Here is a 16,449-nt window from a genome sequence, read left to right on the forward strand (position 1 = left end):
ACCAGGGTATCCCGGTCCGCCGGGCCCGCTCGGCGGACCGGGATGCCCTGCCGCCGGGGCCGCCCGCCGCCCGGTCTCCGGCGTCGTCCTCCCGCCTCGACCCCGGTACCTGCCCGACACGGGACCGGCGACGGCCAGGGGACTGTGCTGCAACTCTCCGGTGCCGTGCAGGAGGGGCGGGGTAGGATGTGCCGAGGTCCGCCGCGGGTGCTCTCCCGTGCGCGTCGACCGCCGCGCCGGCCGGCGCCCACCGCCTCACCACCTGGGAGACCTGAAGCCGCGTGAACCGTCTCGTCGACCGTTTCGATGCCCTGTGGCACCTGTTCGTCAAGGAACTCATGAAGTTCGGCGTCGTCGGCGCCCTCGCGTTCGTGATCAACGCGTCGCTCACCTGGGTCCTGATGCACACGGTGTTCGAGGACGGCCACCTCAAGGCCAAGTTCGTGGCGACGGCCGTGGCCATCGTCTTCGCGTGGGTCGCCAACCGGCTGTGGACCTTCCGGCACAAGCGCCAGTCGGACAAGCGCCGCGAGCTGGTCCAGTTCCTCGTGGCCAACGGCATCGGCATGGCCATCGAGCTCGGCTGCCTCGGCTTCAGCTACTACGTGCTGGGTCTCACCAGCGCCTACGCGTCCTTCGTGTCCGGCACGATCATCGGCACCATCCTCGGCACCGTCTTCCGGTACTTCGCCTACCGCTTCTGGGTGTTCACCGAGGAGCTCGACGAGGACCCCAACTTCGCGGACACCGCGGCCCTCGAGATCGCCCTGATCACGGGCCACCAGCCCGCGGAGGGCGCCGAGCACCCCCACCGCGCGCACCAGCACCCCCACCGGGAGGGCGCCCGTCACCGCGCGGGGAGCGCGGCGGCCCCCGGCTCGGACACCCACGAGAGCCACGGAAGCACGGAGCCGGCGGAGGGGCGCTGAGCCGTCCCGCTCAGAACGCGACGGCGTTCTCGGCCGCCAGCACGGACCGCCATCCGTCGTCGGCCGCGTCCGCCGGGCGGTCCGTGACGACCGCGGCCCGGCTCCCGGCCAGCACGGCCAGCACGCGCAGCAGGAACTCGGCGTCCATCCGCCGGCCCGGCACGTGCACGGCCGACGCCGTCCCCCAGGCGCTCTCCCGCCCGGCCGCGAGCTCGCCCGCGGCCGGCATCAGCCGGTCGTGCGGCAGGAAGCCGTCGCCGGTGCCCGCGGCCCGGAGCGCGGCACCATCCGGCGCCGGCTCCTCGAGGCCGTCGTAGACGTCCGCGTGGGAGCGGACCTCGGCGCAGTAGTCGAGGACGTCCCCGTCCGGCAGCTCGCCGCGGTGGCCGAGCGAGAGCGCCGGCCGGTCCAGGATCACGGCCCGCGCCCCGACCGGCACCCGGTCCAGCAGCGGGGGCGTCGCCCCCTGCGGGTCGACGAGGCCCACCACGGCCCGGTCCCCGGGCTCCGCCGCGTCCTTGAGGGGATCGACCACCCGCACCGCGGCCCCCATGGTCCACGAGCCGAGGACGGCCGCGAGACTGCGCCAGTGCACCTCGTCGCCGACGGCCACGACATCGCCCGCCTCGAGGTCGAGCTCGTCCACCCACAGGTTCGCGGTCTTGGCCACCCAGTTGTCGAGGACCCGCCCCGAGAGCTCCACGCGCTCGCCGTCCCCGCCGTACCAGATCAGGGCCGGGCGGCTGCTGCTGCGCAGCTTGTCCACCAAACGGGGGACAGATCGGGGGGTCGCGGTGTCCATGGTTCCTCCTCGTGGCTGCCGTGCCCGCGGCGGCGGTGCGGCATATGCGTAGGGCCGCATTCTTCGCCCTCTGCGGCGTCCTGTCGAAAATCGGGCCGTGACGTGGAAAAACGTCTACTCCCAAAGACATTCTTCCCGGATATCGTGGCATGGGCGGTCACCCGAGACGGGTTGACTCCGTACTAGTTACACACGTGTAATTGGGAAGTCCGGCAGACGATCAGCAAGGATACGTTCTCCGGGATGCACAGGGTCGGCGACCCCCGTACTGCGCCGCACCCGAGCAATCGTGTCGGATGGAAGGAAAGTCATGGGAGAGGCCGCACGACAGCAGGTCGTGGAATCCAGCCCCCTCGAGGCCCATCGGCTGAGCATGCGCTCGGTGCCCGAGGACTGGTTCGTGGATCCCGTCGACCCCCGGGCCGCAGAGCGGCACGTCCGCCGAGCGGCCGGGAGCATGGAGGACCAGGCCACGGCCTACCTGCGGGCCCACGAGGCCGTCCAGAACCTCTCCGGTGCCGGAGCGGCACCCGCTCTCGACCTGCTCGAGGCGCCGGCCGCCGACGAGGGCTCCGACTGGAGCGCCGTGGCCGGGCTGTACGCCGTGGACGAGGACGAGGGCGAGCTCGCGTGGCAGACCGACGCGCTGTGCGCCCAGACCGATCCGGAGGCCTTCTTCCCCGAGAAGGGCGGGTCCACGCGTGACGCCAAGCGCGTGTGCGAGGCCTGCCCCGTGCAGGCGGAGTGCCTCGACTACGCGATGAGCAAGGACGAGAAGTTCGGCATCTGGGGCGGGCTCTCCGAGCGCGAGCGCCGCCGCCTGCGCCGTCTCGCCCGCTGAGGTAGTTTCGGGCCATGAGCTCCTCCGGCAGTCCCACCCGCCTCTGCTCCCGCCAGACCTGCAGGCGGGACGCCGTCACGACCCTGACCTACGTGTACTCGGACTCGACCGCCGTGGTCGGCCCGCTCGCCGGACACGCGGAGCCCCACGCCTACGACCTGTGCGCCGTGCACGCCGACCGGCTCACGGTGCCCCGGGGCTGGCGCGTGGTCCGGCTGGAGCCGCCGGAGGCGCGGGCCCGGCGCGAGGACATCGGCGCCGTGGCGGAGGCGGTCCGGGAGAGCGAGCCCCCGGCGCCCGTCCGCGACCGCCCGCGGACGGTGCTGCGCGACGTCTCCCTGCCGCGACCCTCCTCGCCGGCATCCCCGGCACCGTCCGCGTCCCGCCCGGCCGTGCCCGAGCGTGCTCCGCGGCCCGCCCCGGAGCCGGCCCCCGAGGTGCCGTGGAACGACGTCCCGGTGCCCGCGGCCCTGCGCCGGGCGCACCTGCGCCGGCCCGCCGTGCGCGGGGGCTCCGCCCAGCCCGAGGCCTGAACCGCGCGTCCCCGGCCGGTTCCGCACCGTGCCCGTGCTCCGCCCCTAGGATGGGCCGCAGACCGCACCTGTCCGGTGCGGAAGGCTCTTCCCCCCGGAGCACCAGGAGTCCCCCCATGACTGTCCCTGCAACGACGCAGCCGGCCCCCGAACTCCACGCCGAGTTCCACACCGGTCTCCGCACCGAGACCCGCCACGAGAACAGGCCGGCGCGGCACCACGACGCACCGACCGACCGCCGCCCCGCCCCCTGGGCGCTGCCGGTGCCCGAGCCGGAGCCGGTGCCCCCCGTGGCGGTCGCCCTGGCGCCCGGTCTGCTCGAGCTCCTGCGGTGCCCCCTCACGGGCGGGACGCTGATCCCCGTGGACGCCGACCGGCTGATGAGCGACCGCCCGTTCCGTGACGGCGTGCACCCGGTCTATCCGATCGCCCACGGCATCGCCTGCCTGACCCCCGGGCGCTGAGGCACCGGACACGTCGCAGGGGGTCACGAAGGCGTTAACATTCGTGACCGAAGGGCGGTGGGTGGGGTCCTGCGCGGCCGGCGGACCTATCGTGGGGGCAGTTCCCCAGCGTTCCCCCCACCCCCCAGACGCCCGAGGTGCCGCTTCCCATGCCCCTGTCCTCCTGCCCGGTTCCCGCGCCCCCCGCCCCGCGAGCGCTGCCGTCCCCCCGGCGACTGTTCGCGCTGGGGGCCGTGACGGTCCTGCTCGCCACCGGCTGCGCGCAGGCCTCCGGGGCCCCCGCGGACGAGCCGGCCGCCACCGCCCCGACCACCACCGCCCCGACCACCACCGCCCCGGCCACGCCGTCCCCGAGCGGGCCGGCCACGGCCGCACCGGCCGAGGTCACCATCGTCCCCGCGGACGCCGCGGTCGAGCACAACCCCGTGGAACCGGTCGTGGTGCGCGCCGACGGGGGCGAGCTGACCGACGTCGTGCTGGTGCCCGCCGCCGGCGGGGAACCGGTGCCCGGGGAGCTCTCCGCCGACGGCCGCACCTGGACCAGCACCGCGGTCCTGGCCTTCGACACCCCCTACGTCCTGCACTGGAGCGCCGCCTCCGGGACGGGTCCGACCACAAGCACGAGCACGTTCACGACCGTTCTCGCGGCGAACGAGGTCGACGTGCGCCTCAACGTGGCCGAGGGCGGGGTCTACGGCACCGGTCAGGTCCTGGAGTTCATCTTCTCCGAGCCCGTCGTGCACAAGGAGCAGGTCGAGGAGGCCGTCACCGTGGACGGCGGCGGGGACCGGGCGGGCGCCTTCCGCTGGTACTCGGACACGACGCTGCGCTACCGCCCCGCCGAGAAGTGGGCGCCGCGCTCGGAGATCACGGTCTCCCTGGACCTCCTCGGACTCGACGTGGGCCACGGCATGGTGGGCAACCACGACCTGCGCCGGAGCTTCTCGACCGGCGCCGAGCACTACGCCCGGGTGGACAACGAGACCAAGACGCTGACCGCCTGGGTGGACGGCGAGGTCGCGGGGACGTTCCCCGTGACCCTGGGCAATCCGGACTGGCCCTCGACCACCGGGCAGAAGGTCATCATGGAGCAGGCCCCGACGTACCTGTTCAAAGCCTCCTCGCTGGACCTGGAGCCGGGGGACCCGCACTGGTACGACACGTTCTGGGCCTCCAACGTGTCCCGGCTGACCGCCAGCGGCGAGTTCGTGCACCAGGCGCTGCCCTCCGCGCTGCCCGTCCTGGGGATCGCCAACGTCTCCCACGGGTGCGTGGGCATGCCGCCCGAGGGCGCGAAGTTCATCCACGACGTGTTCCGTCCCGGGGACGTCGTGGAGGTCGTGGGCACCGGCTACCCGCAGGCCGATCCCGACGACGGGTACGGCGACTGGAACATCCCGCTCGAGCACTACGCGGACGAGGAATGGAAGGGCGACTGGTGAGCCCCCGCCGGTGAGCCCCCCCGCGGGTGAGGGAGGGGGCCGGCGGTGGGTAGGATCGGGACCGGCCGGAGCGCACCCGCCCGCCCCGGACCACCGACCCCCTCCGACCGAAGGACCCGCCCGTGGCCACCCCCAGCAACGACAAGGCCCCCTGGCAGCAGGCGGACCCGCCCGCGGACGACCGGCAGCGCGAGGAGCCCGTGTGGACGGGCCTGCTCCCCGCCGTCGTCCCCGCGGAGAGCGCGCCCGACGGCGCGCACGACGACGACCGCCCCGGTGGGCGCGGCGGGAGCCGCGGCGCCGGGACGGGCCGCACGGGGGGCGGCTCCCGTGCCGTCGGGGCCGACGAGGCCGCGGGGGACGAGGACCCGGACGCGGAGGCGCGCCGCCGGTCCGCGCTGCGCCGGGACGCGCTGGCGGACGAGCCGCGGCTGCCGCGGCTGCAGCAGGTCCTCCTGGCGCTCGTGCTCCCGCTCGCGCTGCTCGCCGCGGCCGTGCGCGTGGTGGCCACGCCGCTGTTCCTGTGGGCGGAGTACCACCGCCCGGGCTTCCCGGCGGACTCCTACGGCTTCTCCACCGAGGAGCGGATGGTCTTCGGCTCCTATGGACTGGACTACGTCATGAACTGGGCCCCGGCCGGGTTCCTCGGCGGGCTGCAGGACGCGGACGGCGCCCAGCTGTTTATGGGCTCCGAGGTCGCGCACATGACCGACGTGAAGATCGTGCTGCAGTCCGCGCTCGCGGTGGTCGCGGTCCTCGCGCTGCTCGGCCTCGTCTCGTGCCTGTACCTGCGGGCGAAGGCCCCGGGGGCCGCCTCCGGCGCCCTGTTCTTCGGCTCGTGGCTGACCGTGGCGCTGCTGGTGGCGCTGGCGGTCGCGGCGGTGCTCGGCTGGCAGCAGTTCTTCGCGCTGTTCCACTCCCTGTTCTTCGCGGACGGGTCCTGGACCTTCCGGGCCTCGGACACCCTCATCCGGCTGTACCCCACCCAGTTCTGGATGGACGCCGCGATCGCCGTGGCCGGCCTCGCCCTCCTGGGGGCGCTCGCGGTCATGGCCGCCACCTGGCCCACGGCCTTCCGCCGGCACCGGGCCCTCGATCGGGTGCGCCGGCGGCAGGAGCTCAAGCGGCGGCTGGCCGGTCGCTGAGCCGGCGGGTCAGATCCAGGCGGTGAACCACATCCGCTCCCGCCACTGGGCGTACTCGACGGTCTCCGCGTACCAGACGGGGGCGAAGTGCGCGCTGAGCAGGAGCACCGCGGCCGTGAACACGCCCACCACCGCGAGACCCGCGCGCCGGCGCCGCACGGTGTCCCCGGGCCGGCCCAGGACTAGGCCGAGCATGCCGGCGAGCATGAGCATCAGGGCCGGCTGCACGGGCAGCGCGTAGAAGTAGTACATGGTGCGCTCGGGGTACAGGAACCAGGGCAGGTACCCGGCGGCGAACACACCGGTCAGCGCCCCGAAGCGCCAGTCCCGCCGCACGGCCCACAGCCACGCGGCCACGAGCACGGCGGCGATCGCCGTCCACCACAGGAGCGGGTTGCCGATGTTGAGGATCGCCTGCGAGCAGTGCTCCACCGCGCACCCGGCCCTGCCCCGCTCCGGGTCCTCGTAGAAGTAGGAGGTGGGCCGGCCCAGCGTCAGCCACAGCCACGGCAGCGCCTCGTAGGCGTGCTCGGTGCCCAGGCCGCTGTGGAAGCCGTAGGCGGAGGAGTGGTAGGCCCACAGCGAGCGCAGGGGCGCGGGCAGCCACTGCGGGCCCTCGCCGGGGTGCTGCTGCGCCCAGGTGCGGTCGTAGGCGTCCGTCGAGGCGAACCAGCCCGCCCAGGTGGACACGTAGACCACCAGGCCCGTCCCGACGACGGCGAAGAACGCGGGCACGCCGTCCTTGAGCACCCCGGCGAGCAGCCAGCGCCGCACCCCGGCCACCCGGCGGGCGTTGAGGTCCCACAGCACCGTGAGCACGCCCAGCCCGGCCACCAGGAACAGGGCGCTCCACTTCACGCCCACCGCGAGCCCGCAGGCCGCGCCCGCCGCGATCCGCCACCAGCGCACGCCCAGCCACGGACCCCATTCCAGGCGGCGCCGCAGCTCCGCCTCCGGGACGTCGCGGCCCGGGGCCACCCCCAGCCGGGCGACCAGGCGGCGGCGCCCGTGCTCCCGGTCCAGCAGGAGCAGGACGAACGCGAGCAGCACGAAGAACATCAGGAACACGTCCAGCATCGCGAGCCGGGACTGCACCAGGTGCAGCCCGTCCACCGCGGTGAACAGCCCCGCGAGCGTGGCCACCGTGACCGAGCGGAAGAGCAGCCACCCGGCGGCGCACACCAGCGCGATGGACAGCGTCCCGACCAGGGCCGCGGAGAAGCGCCACCCCAGCGGGTCCTCGGCGCCGAAGAGCCACATGCCGAACGCGATGAGCCACTTCCCGGCCGGCGGGTGCACCACGTAGGAGGGGGTGGCCAGGGCCTCCGGCGGGGTGCCTGCCACGAACAGCTCGTCGGCGCCCTCCGGCCACTGCCGCTCGTAGCCGTGCAGCAGCAGCGAGTAGGAGTCCTTCACGTAGTAGGTCTCGTCGAAGACGATCGCGTCCGGGTGGGAGAGCCGGTAAAAGCGCAGCAGCCCGCCGAGCAGGACCACCAGCAGCGGCCCCAGCCACGCGAACCGGGTCACCGCCGCGGGGGCCGGCAGCAGCCGCTCCCGCAGGGCGGCGGGGGCCAGGGATCGGCGCAGGGTGCCCACCGGTGCCGCCGGCCGAGGCTCCGGCGCCAGGACTGGGGCGCGCACCGAGGAACTCACGGTGTCATCGTAGGGGACGCGTCCCGGCGCCCGCTGAGCCGAGGGAGGGCCCGCGGGGCGCGCCGTAGAGTGGACCCGTGCACACGCAACCCCACGACGACACTCCTGCCGACGCCCCGACCGGCGCCTCCGACGGCGCCGCCGCGGGTCCCGGGCAGGTGGTCCTGGCGGGCACTCCGATCGGCAACCTCGGGGACGCGCCGCCCCGGCTGCGGGTGGCCCTCGAGACCGCGGACGTGCTCGCCGTGGAGGACACCCGGCGGCTGCGCCGGCTCACCGCCGGGCTGGGGGTCACCACGCGCGGCCGGGTGCTCACCCACCACGAGCACAACGAGGCCGGACGGGTCGCCGAGCTGCTCGACGCCGTCCGTGCCGGCGGCACCGTGCTGGTCCTCTCCGACGCCGGGATGCCCACCGTCTCCGACCCCGGCTACCGGCTCGCGGAGGCCGCGGCCGCCGAGGGCCTGACCGTGACCGCGATCCCCGGCCCCTCGGCGGTGCTGATGGCACTGGCCGTGTCCGGTCTGCCCACGGACCGGTTCACGTTCGAGGGCTTCCTGCCGCGGAAGTCCTCGGAGCGTGCCACCCGGCTGGCGGAGCTCGACGGCGAGCGGCGCACCATGGTCTTCTACGAGGCCCCGCACCGGCTCGAGGTCATGCTCGCCGCGCTGCGGGACGCGTTCGGCCCGGGCCGCCGGGCGGTCGTCGCCCGGGAGCTCACCAAGCTGCACGAGGAGGTCGTGCGGGGCTCGCTCACCGAGCTCGTGGACTGGTGCGGGCAGGGGCAGGTGCGCGGGGAGATCGCCGTCGTCGTCGCCGGTGCCCCCGCCCCCGAGGCCGCGCGACCCGAGGACCTCGTGGCCGAGGTCGAGGCGCTCGTGGCCGCCGGCACCCGGCTCAAGGACGCCGCCGGTCGCGTGGCCGAGCGCACGGGCGTGGGCAAGCGGGAGCTCTACGAGACGGTGCTGGCCGCCCGCAAGGCATAGGGGCCGTCCGGCCCGGGCGTCGCCTCACAGGCGCGCCGCGCCCCGGTGAGGCCGAGTTGACCCTTGGGAGCGGACGGGGACACGGTGCGGAAACACGGCCCGTCCAGACTGGGACGTGCCGGGAGCGGGGCACGTGCCGCGCGGGACCCGGCATCCTCCTGTCCGTCCAGCAACGGAGCCATGCCATGTCCTATGTGATGCCCGCCGACTTCGTCACGAAGATGATCGACGCCGGAGCGGCGAAGGTCGCCATGTCCACCCGTGACACCCTGATCCGTGCGTTCATGGCCGGTGCGATCCTCGCGCTCGCCGCGGCCTTCGCCGTCACCGTCACCGTGCGGACGGGCGAGCCTCTGCTCGGGGCCGTGCTCTTCCCGGTCGGGTTCTGCCTGCTGTACCTGCTGGGTTTCGACCTCCTGACCGGCGTGTTCACCCTCGTGCCGCTCGCGCTCATCGACAAGCGCCCTGGCGTCACCGTCCGCTCGATGCTGCGCAACTGGGGCCTGGTGTTCGCCGGCAACTTCGCCGGAGCGTTCGTCGTGGCCGTGCTGATGGCGATCATCTTCACCTACGGCTTCTCCCTGCCCCCGGACGAGGTCGGCCGCCAGATCGGCGAGATCGGCGAGGGCCGGACCGTCGGCTACGCCGAGTTCGGCGCCGCCGGGATGCTGACGCTGTTCGTCCGCGCCGTCCTGTGCAACTGGATGGTCTCCACCGGGGTGGTCGCCGCGATGATGTCCACCAGCGTCTCCGGCAAGGTGATCGCGATGTGGATGCCCATCATGCTGTTCTTCTACATGGGCTTCGAGCACTCGATCGTCAACATGTTCCTGTTCCCCTCCGGCCTGCTCCTCGGCGGCGACTTCTCGGTCATGGACTACCTCGTGTGGAACGAGATCCCCACCGTGCTCGGCAACCTGGTGGGCGGGCTGACCTTCGTGGGCCTCACCCTCTACGCCACCCACGCCCGCACCGGGGCGCCCCGCATCCGGCCGGCGGCGCAGGAGGACCGCGTCCCGGTCGCGTGAGCACCGGATCCGGCCGACCCGCCCCCACCAGCTCGCCGACTCCCGAGGAGCCCCGCATGACCCCGATCCTGACCAAGTCCGACGCCGCCGACCTGGTGGTCGCCGCCCGGGTGCGCCGCGGCCTGTCCTGGCGCGAGATCGCCGACGAGATCCGCGCCCCGCACGTCTGGACGACCGCCGCGCTGCTGGGCCAGCACCCGATGACCCCGGAACAGGCCCGGCAGGTCTGCGACCTCCTGGGCCTGGACGGGACGGTCGCCGAGAGCCTGCAGCAGCAGCCGTCCCGCGGCAGCGACCCGGCGCGGATGACGGACCCCACGGTCTACCGCTTCGTCGAGGCGCTCTCCGTGTACGGGCCGGCTCTGAAGGAACTCATCCACGAGGAGTTCGGCGACGGGATCATGAGCGCCATCAACTTCCGGGTCGACGTCTCCCGCCGGGCCGACCCGGACGGCGACCGTGTGGTGGTCACCTTCGACGGGAAGTTCCTCGACTACAAGTGGTGACGCCCCGCCCCTGACCCCGTTGCCCGCCGAGTCCCCCCGGTGCTGGCAGTTCCCCCGGATCGATCGGGGGAAACTGCCAGCACCGGGGGGACTCGGCGTTCGGGCCGCTCAGCGGCGGGGCGTCACCGAGCGGGGCGTCACCGAGCGGGGGAGCCACCGGGCGCGCCGTGCACCGGGGCCGCCGCGCCCGGCCAGACCCGACCGCAGCGCCGCGACGTCCTCGGGGCCGGCCTCCGGGGTCCACGCCGCGGTGCCCGGCGCGTAGAGGGCCCGCTCCACGTCGCGGCCGAGCCGCCCCAGCGCCGGCGCGGCGGCCGGGACCACGGCGTCCAGCCGGTCCACGTAGGCCCGCGGCGTCTCCGCGGCGGCGCGGCCCAGCCCGTGGTCGACACCCAGGTCCTCGACCTCCGCCCACCCCGCCAGGGCCCGATCGGCCGCCGGCGCCTGCGCATCGCCCAGCACCCGCATCCGGCGCCGTCGCCGCCGGGTCCGGAGGAGCCGGGGGAGGGCAGCCAGCAGGGCGAGCAGCGCGGCGGTCAGGATCCCGGCCAGCCACGGCAACCACCCGGCCGGTCCGGCGTCGTCGTCGGGCTCCGGCGCGGCGGGGGCCTCCGGGGTAGGCACGGCGGTCGGCTCGGCGGACGGCGCGTCCTCGTCGGGGCTGTCCGCCGTGCTCGCCGGGGTGGGGGCGCCGGTCGGCGCGCCGGTGGGCTCCGCGGTGCCCTCGCCGTCCTGCAACTGCCCGTCCCCGTCCTGCGGCCCCTCGGCGGCGTAGCCGGGGAGGTCGCCGGTGCCGGGGGTCGGCTCGAAGCGCACCCACCCGGAACCCTCGAACCACAGCTCCGGCCACGCGTGCGCGTCGCGGGGCAGGACCATGAAGGCACCCGCCTCAGCCCCGTTCCCGAACGGCTCGTCGGCGTCCGCCAACCCGTCCGGGGCGGCGCCGGTGGCCGGGAGGTAGCCGACCGCCACGCGGGCGGGGATGCCGAGCTCCCGCGCCATGACGGCCATCGCCGGGGCGAAGTGCCCGGCGTAGCCCGTGCGCACGGCCAGGAACTCCTCGAGGGAGGCCATGCCGCCGGCGTCGTAGCCCTGCGCGAGCGGGGCGTCCACGTCGTAGCGGAACTCGTCAGAGCGCAGCCACTCCTGCAGGGCCAGGGCCTGGTCGAAGGCGGTGGGGGCGTCCCCCGCCCGCTCCCGGGCCGCGTCCCGGAGGGCGGCCGGGGTCTCGCCCGGCAGCTCGCGGAACGGGGCGAGCTCCGGGGAGCCCCGCGCGGCGGGGGCCTCGCGCAGCCGCGCGGACGTGGGCTCGGGCACGATCGAGCGGACCTCGTAGGCAGTGCCCTCCGGCGGGACCTGCTCCCCGTGCACGGTGAGGTCGAGCGGGCTCCAGGCCCAGCCGCCGTCCTCGAGCCCCACCACGTCCACGGCCGCCCACGGCAGCGGCAGCCAGCGCTCGGACCAGTCCCGCAGCTCCACGGAGGTGCTGCGCTCGGGGCCCTCGCCCACCGGGTGCATCGGGGTGGGGCCGAGCTCGTCGAGCTCGGGGTCCAGCCCCGTGGTGTCCGGGAACCACTCCGCCCCGGAGAAGTCGGAGAGCGTGAGCACCCGCAGCAGCTCGGGCTCGTCCGTGCTCGTCGTGTACTCGAGGCGCGGCAGCTGCTGCGCGGAGCGCAGGTCCTGCCCCACGGCCCGCAGCGGGCCCACCCCGGAGGCGCGCTCGCCGGCGAGACCGCTGCCCTGGGGGAACGCGCCGTTGACGAAGCCGGGCACCAGACCCGGGACCAGCAGGGTCACCGCGAGCACACCGGCGCCCACCACGAGGGCCCGCGGCCAGCTGCCCGGCGCCGCGGCGGTGCGGGGCTCGCGGACCGCGCCGAAGCGCCGTCCGCCGCCGAGCAGGACCAGGGCCGCGAGCACCGCGGCCGCCGTCCCGGCCGCGCCCACGCTCTCGGGCAGCACCAAGGCGGGCACCACCAGCAGCGCCAGCACGCCGAGGGCGCTGACCCCCGGCAGCCGCAGCGCCACGAGCACCGTGTCCACGAACAAGGTCACGAGACCCGTGGCGAGGGCGGCGACGAACGCGAGCGCCGCGGCCCCCGGATACGGGGCCGGCCGATCCGCGACGATCCCGGCCGCCTCCCGCCACAGCTCCGCGCCGAGGGACAGGCTCCCGGGGGTGGGCACGAGGCCGAGCAGCGCGGGCTCGCGCAGGAACAGCACCGTGAGCACGAGCGTCAGGGCGCCGGCGCCGAACAGGGGCGCCAGCAGGCCCGGCAGCCGCAGCGCGCGGGACGTCGTGGTCGCCACGACCACGGCGAGGGCCGCGAGCAGCGCACCGGGGACCCAGCCCGCGCCGTCGAGGACCCCGGCCAGCGCCACGAGGGACAGCCCGACCGCCACGAGGACCGTGCCGGCCAGGCCCAGCACGGCGAGCACCGGGCGGCGGCCCGTCCCGGCGTCCTCCGGTGGTCCGACGGTCTCCGGCGGGCGGGCGGGCGCAGGGGCGCGGACGGCGGCGCTCACCGGACGGCCCCGGCCGCGCGGGCCCCGGAGCCCAGCTGCGCCCACGCGTCCTCGGGCGCGGCGGACGCCGGCACGACGACGACGGACCAGCCCGCCGCCTCGAGCACCGCCGCCCCGTCCGGGACGTGGTCGGGGGAGGAGGTCACCAGCACGGCGCTGCCGGCGGCCGCCCGCCGCGTGCCGCCCAGGATCCGCTCGGCGGCCGCCGCGGAGAGGTCCCCCGAGACCAGCAGCACGGGGTGGACCAGGCCGTCGCGGTCGAACCGCTCGGCCAGCGCGTCCTCCGCGGTCCCGCCGGTCCCCGTCTCCCGGAGTGCGGGCTCGGGGCGGACCCGCGCGAGCCCGTGCCGGGCGTCCTCGGCGCCGTCGTCGGTGACGGCGGTGGCGCGGCTGCGGGCGGGAGCGTCGTCGTCGTCCTCGCCGCCGCGGGGGAGCGGGCGCCCGAAGGTGTCGAGGGCGTGCAGGGCGGTCTCACGCTGGGTGAGGTGCTCCAGCACAGCGGCCGTGAAGGACACGGCCCACTCGAACTCGGCGGTGCTGGGGAGCACACCGGCCCACAGGCGCTCCCCGGGCCAGGAGGCCTCGTCGCGGTCCAGGACCAGGGTGAGACGGCGGGTGCTGCGGGGGTCCTCCTGGCGGACCATCAGCCGGCCGTGCTTCGCGGAGGCGGCCCAGTGCACCCGGCGCATCGGGTCGCCGTGACGGTACTCGCGGGTGGTGACGTTGTCCGGGCCCGGTTGCGGCTGCGCGGTCCGGGACGGGTCGGTGCCGGACTCCCGCAGCCGGTCGGCGCTGATCTCCGGCAGCTCCACTGGGTCCGGGGCCACGTGCAGGGACGTGCGCTCGGAGGCGTCGAGCAGCTCGGCGGCGAGACCGAACGGGTCGGCGACCCGCACGGTGGCCGGTCCCAGGGCGTACACGCCCCGGCGGCGGGGGCGCACGGTGTAGGCGGCGGGCTCCCCGCCGGCCTCCACGACCAGCTCGCGGTCCCCGCCCAGCGGCTCCGGGACCGTCTCGTGCACGGCGACCGCTCCGGTGACCGTCCCGCCGCGCCGGGTCCGGTGCCGCACGCGCAGCCGGACCACGGCGGAGTCCCCGGCCGTCACCAGCGCCGGGTCCACGCCGCGCTTGAGCAGCACCCTGGGCTTCACCACGTACAGGGACAGGGCCGCGAACAGGGGGGTGCCGCCGAGGAACAGGGCCAGCGCCAGCACGTCCTTGCGGCCCAGCCAGGTGGCCAGCAGCAGGCACAGGGCGCCCGCCCCCAGGAAGGCCCAGCCGCGCCCCGTGAACCGGGCGCGGGAGTCCAGGGGCTGCTCCGCCCGCTCGCCCTCCGCCGTGCGCCCCGGCGCCGGCCGGCGCCTCATCGGGTCCGGGGGGTGTGCTCGGCCGGGACCCGCACCTCGTCCAGCACCGCCCGCACCAGCTCCTCCGCGGAGTCGGTGCCGGCGCGCCGGTCCAGGATCAGGCGGTGGGCGAGCACCGGCACCGCGACCGCCCGCACATCGTCGGGCAGCACGTACTCGCGCCCGCTCAGGGCGGCCTCCGCGCGGGCGGCGGCCTGCAGCTGGAGCAGCGACCGGGGGCTGGCGCCCAGCCGGATCTGGGGGTGCGAGCGCGTGGCCTGGCCCAGGGCCACGATGTAGGCGCGCACCGCGTCCGAGACGTGGGTGCCGCGCACGTGCGCCACCAGGCGGGCCGCGTCCTCGAGGGAGACCACCGGCTGCAGGCCCTCCAGCAGGGAGCCGCCGCCGTGGTCGACGAGCATCGTCATCTCCGCCGCGGTGTCCGGGTAGCCCATCGAGATCCGGGCCGTGAACCGGTCCCGCTGCGCCTCCGGCAGCGGGAACGTGCCGTCCATCTCCACGGGGTTCTGCGTGGCCACCACCATGAACGGGGTCGACAGCCGGTAGGTCGTGCCGTCCGCCGTGACCTGGCCCTCCGCCATGCACTCGAGCAGCGCCGACTGCGTCTTGGCCGAGGCCCGGTTGATCTCGTCCCCGATCACCACGTTGGCGAACACCGGGCCGGGCTTGAACTCGAACTCGCGCCGGGCCTGGTCGTAGACCGAGACGCCCGTGATGTCCGTGGGCAGCAGGTCCGGGGTGAACTGCACGCGCGAGACCGTCCCGCCGATCGCGGTGGCCAGCGTGCGCGCCAGCATGGTCTTGCCCACGCCTGGCACGTCCTCGACCAGCAGGTGCCCGCCGGCCAGCAGCACGCTCAGGGCCGTGCGCGCCGCCTCCGGCTTGCCGTCGATCACCGCGTTGATCCGGTCCAGGATCGCCTGCGTGTACTGGGGGAAGGACTCCATGGGCTCCTCGGCTTCCTGCTCGCGTCTGCAGCTCCCAGTATGTCTGCCCGGGCCCAGCTCGTAGATTGGTCGGTGCCCGCGTGTTTCCCGCCCGCTGTCCTGTCCACTGTCCCGTCCCCCTTTCCCGATCCACTCCCCGAGACCTCCTGAGGTGCCGCCCGTGACCGACCCCAACGCCACCCTCCTCGCCGCCTCCCTGTGGCCCGACCCCGCCGCCCGGCCCGCTCCCGCCCCCGGCGCGGCCCCCGCCGCCTACGAGCCCGAGCACTACGCCGTGCCCGAGGACGTCCCCGCGGGGGAGGGCACCCGGCGCCGTTCGGCCCAGGCCGACGACGGGCGCCGCCGCAACCTCTCCTACCCGCCCGCCCCGGAGCCGCTGCCGCACCCGGTGGCCGACAACCACACCCACCTGGACCTGCAGGACGGCCGGGTCCAGGTCTCGGTCCGGGACGCCGCGGACGCCGCCGCCCTCGCCGGGGTGGGCGGGCTCGTCCAGGTCGGCTGCGACGTCCCGTCCTCCCGCTTCGCCGTGGCCGCCGCCGAGGCCGACCCCCGGGTGCTGGCCGCCGTGGCGCTGCACCCCAACGAGGCGCCGAAGCTCGCGGCCGCCGGGACCCTGGACGAGGCGCTCGCCGCGATCCGCGCGCTGGGGCAGCACGAGCGGGTCCGGGCCTTCGGCGAGACCGGTCTCGACTACTACCGCACCGAGGGAGAGGGGCGGGAGCACCAGAAGCGGTCCTTCCGGGAGCACATCCGCTTCGCCCAGGAGACCGGCAAGGCGCTGCAGATCCACGACCGGGACGCCCACGCCGACGTCGTCGCCGTCCTGCTGGAGGAGGGCGCCCCCGAGCGCACCGTGTTCCACTGCTTCTCCGGGGACGAGGAGCTCGCGCGCACCTGCAACGAGCACGGCTGGTACATGTCCTTCTCCGGGACCGTCACCTTCAAGAACAGCCACGACCTCAAGGCCGCGCTGCGCACCGCCCGCCCCGAGCTGGTGCTCACCGAGACCGACGCGCCGTTCCTCACCCCCCACCCGTACCGGGGCCGGCCCAACGCCAGCTACGTGGTCAACTACACGGTGCGCGGCATGGCGGGCATCCTCGAGCAGGAGCTCGAGCCGCTGTGCGAGCGCCTCTGGGCGAACACCCTCGAGGTGTACGGCCCCTTCTGACCCGCGGCCCCCCCCCCCCCCCCGCCGAGCCCCCACACCGTGGCCCCTTCACGCGCCGAGTCCCCAAAGTGCTCGCATTTCCCCAGAAACTCTCTGGGGAAATGCG

General features: G+C 75.2%; 15 protein-coding genes. 10 read left to right on the forward strand and 5 right to left on the reverse strand.

Annotation, left to right across the window (positions count from 1 at the left end; translation table 11 throughout):
- Positions 1-281: 281 nt before the first annotated feature.
- Entirely contained in the window at positions 282-929 is a 648-nt protein-coding gene (locus RF647_RS03195) for a GtrA family protein (RefSeq protein WP_368810473.1), read from the forward strand.
- Between the two features lie 10 nt (positions 930-939).
- Here RF647_RS03195 and RF647_RS03200 read toward each other — a convergent pair whose 3' ends face one another.
- Positions 940-1,731, reverse strand: a complete 792-nt coding sequence (locus RF647_RS03200) for a TIGR03089 family protein (RefSeq protein WP_368810474.1) — start codon at positions 1,729-1,731, stop codon at positions 940-942.
- Between the two features lie 310 nt (positions 1,732-2,041).
- Here RF647_RS03200 and RF647_RS03205 point away from each other — a divergent pair, with 310 nt between their 5' ends.
- The 5 genes from RF647_RS03205 (at position 2,042) to RF647_RS03225 (ending at position 6,156) form a co-directional block, all read left to right on the forward strand.
- On the forward strand, positions 2,042-2,572 hold the full coding sequence (locus RF647_RS03205) for a WhiB family transcriptional regulator (protein WP_368810475.1): 531 nt from the start codon (positions 2,042-2,044) through the stop codon (positions 2,570-2,572).
- A gap of 14 nt (positions 2,573-2,586) precedes the next feature.
- On the forward strand, positions 2,587-3,105 hold the full coding sequence (locus RF647_RS03210; RefSeq protein WP_368810476.1) for a DUF3499 domain-containing protein: 519 nt from the start codon (positions 2,587-2,589) through the stop codon (positions 3,103-3,105).
- A 116-nt stretch (positions 3,106-3,221) separates the two neighbouring features.
- On the forward strand, positions 3,222-3,569 hold the full coding sequence (locus tag RF647_RS03215) for a hypothetical protein (protein WP_368810477.1): 348 nt from the start codon (positions 3,222-3,224) through the stop codon (positions 3,567-3,569).
- A gap of 149 nt (positions 3,570-3,718) precedes the next feature.
- Positions 3,719-5,011, forward strand: coding sequence for an Ig-like domain-containing protein (locus RF647_RS03220; protein WP_368810478.1), 1,293 nt, complete (start codon positions 3,719-3,721; stop codon positions 5,009-5,011).
- Positions 5,012-5,133: 122 nt separating this feature from the next.
- Positions 5,134-6,156 carry a TIGR01906 family membrane protein gene (locus tag RF647_RS03225; RefSeq protein WP_368810479.1) on the forward strand — a complete coding sequence of 341 codons (1,023 nt, stop codon included), beginning with the start codon at positions 5,134-5,136 and terminating at the stop codon, positions 6,154-6,156.
- A 9-nt stretch (positions 6,157-6,165) separates the two neighbouring features.
- On the opposite strand, the gene RF647_RS03230 is transcribed toward RF647_RS03225, so the two are convergent.
- Positions 6,166-7,809, reverse strand: a complete 1,644-nt coding sequence (locus RF647_RS03230; protein WP_368810480.1) for a dolichyl-phosphate-mannose--protein mannosyltransferase — start codon at positions 7,807-7,809, stop codon at positions 6,166-6,168.
- A gap of 77 nt (positions 7,810-7,886) precedes the next feature.
- Here RF647_RS03230 and rsmI point away from each other — a divergent pair, with 77 nt between their 5' ends.
- From rsmI to cynS, 3 genes are all read left to right on the forward strand, one after another.
- Entirely contained in the window at positions 7,887-8,795 is a 909-nt protein-coding gene (gene rsmI, locus RF647_RS03235; RefSeq protein WP_368810481.1) for a 16S rRNA (cytidine(1402)-2'-O)-methyltransferase, read from the forward strand.
- A 185-nt stretch (positions 8,796-8,980) separates the two neighbouring features.
- Positions 8,981-9,823: a formate/nitrite transporter family protein gene (locus RF647_RS03240; RefSeq protein ID WP_126349938.1), complete on the forward strand. Its 843-nt coding sequence runs from the start codon at positions 8,981-8,983 to the stop codon at positions 9,821-9,823.
- A gap of 56 nt (positions 9,824-9,879) precedes the next feature.
- The gene (gene cynS / locus RF647_RS03245) at positions 9,880-10,329 is read left to right on the forward strand and encodes a cyanase (RefSeq protein ID WP_368810482.1); all 450 of its coding nucleotides are present in this window, start codon (positions 9,880-9,882) and stop codon (positions 10,327-10,329) included.
- Positions 10,330-10,437: 108 nt separating this feature from the next.
- Here the strand turns inward: cynS and RF647_RS03250 are convergent, their stop codons facing one another.
- The 3 genes from RF647_RS03250 to RF647_RS03260 are packed head-to-tail and all read right to left on the reverse strand — an operon-like array spanning position 10,438 to position 15,169.
- Complete coding sequence (locus tag RF647_RS03250; RefSeq protein ID WP_368810483.1) at positions 10,438-12,855, reverse strand: transglutaminaseTgpA domain-containing protein; 2,418 nt, start codon at positions 12,853-12,855, stop codon at positions 10,438-10,440.
- Entirely contained in the window at positions 12,852-14,222 is a 1,371-nt protein-coding gene (locus RF647_RS03255) for a DUF58 domain-containing protein (RefSeq protein ID WP_368810484.1), read from the reverse strand. The genes RF647_RS03250 and RF647_RS03255 overlap by 4 nt, the downstream gene beginning before the upstream one ends.
- A complete protein-coding gene (locus RF647_RS03260) occupies positions 14,219-15,169 on the reverse strand; it encodes an AAA family ATPase (RefSeq protein ID WP_368810485.1) in 951 nt (316 codons plus the stop codon). The genes RF647_RS03255 and RF647_RS03260 overlap by 4 nt, the downstream gene beginning before the upstream one ends.
- A 160-nt stretch (positions 15,170-15,329) precedes the next feature.
- Here RF647_RS03260 and RF647_RS03265 point away from each other — a divergent pair, with 160 nt between their 5' ends.
- Positions 15,330-16,343, forward strand: coding sequence for a TatD family hydrolase (locus RF647_RS03265; protein WP_368810486.1), 1,014 nt, complete (start codon positions 15,330-15,332; stop codon positions 16,341-16,343).
- Positions 16,344-16,449: the final 106 nt, after the last annotated feature.

It is taken from the genome of Kocuria sp. CPCC 205263 (assembly GCF_040981075.1).
GTDB classification, from domain to species: domain Bacteria; phylum Actinomycetota; class Actinomycetes; order Actinomycetales; family Micrococcaceae; genus Kocuria; species Kocuria rosea.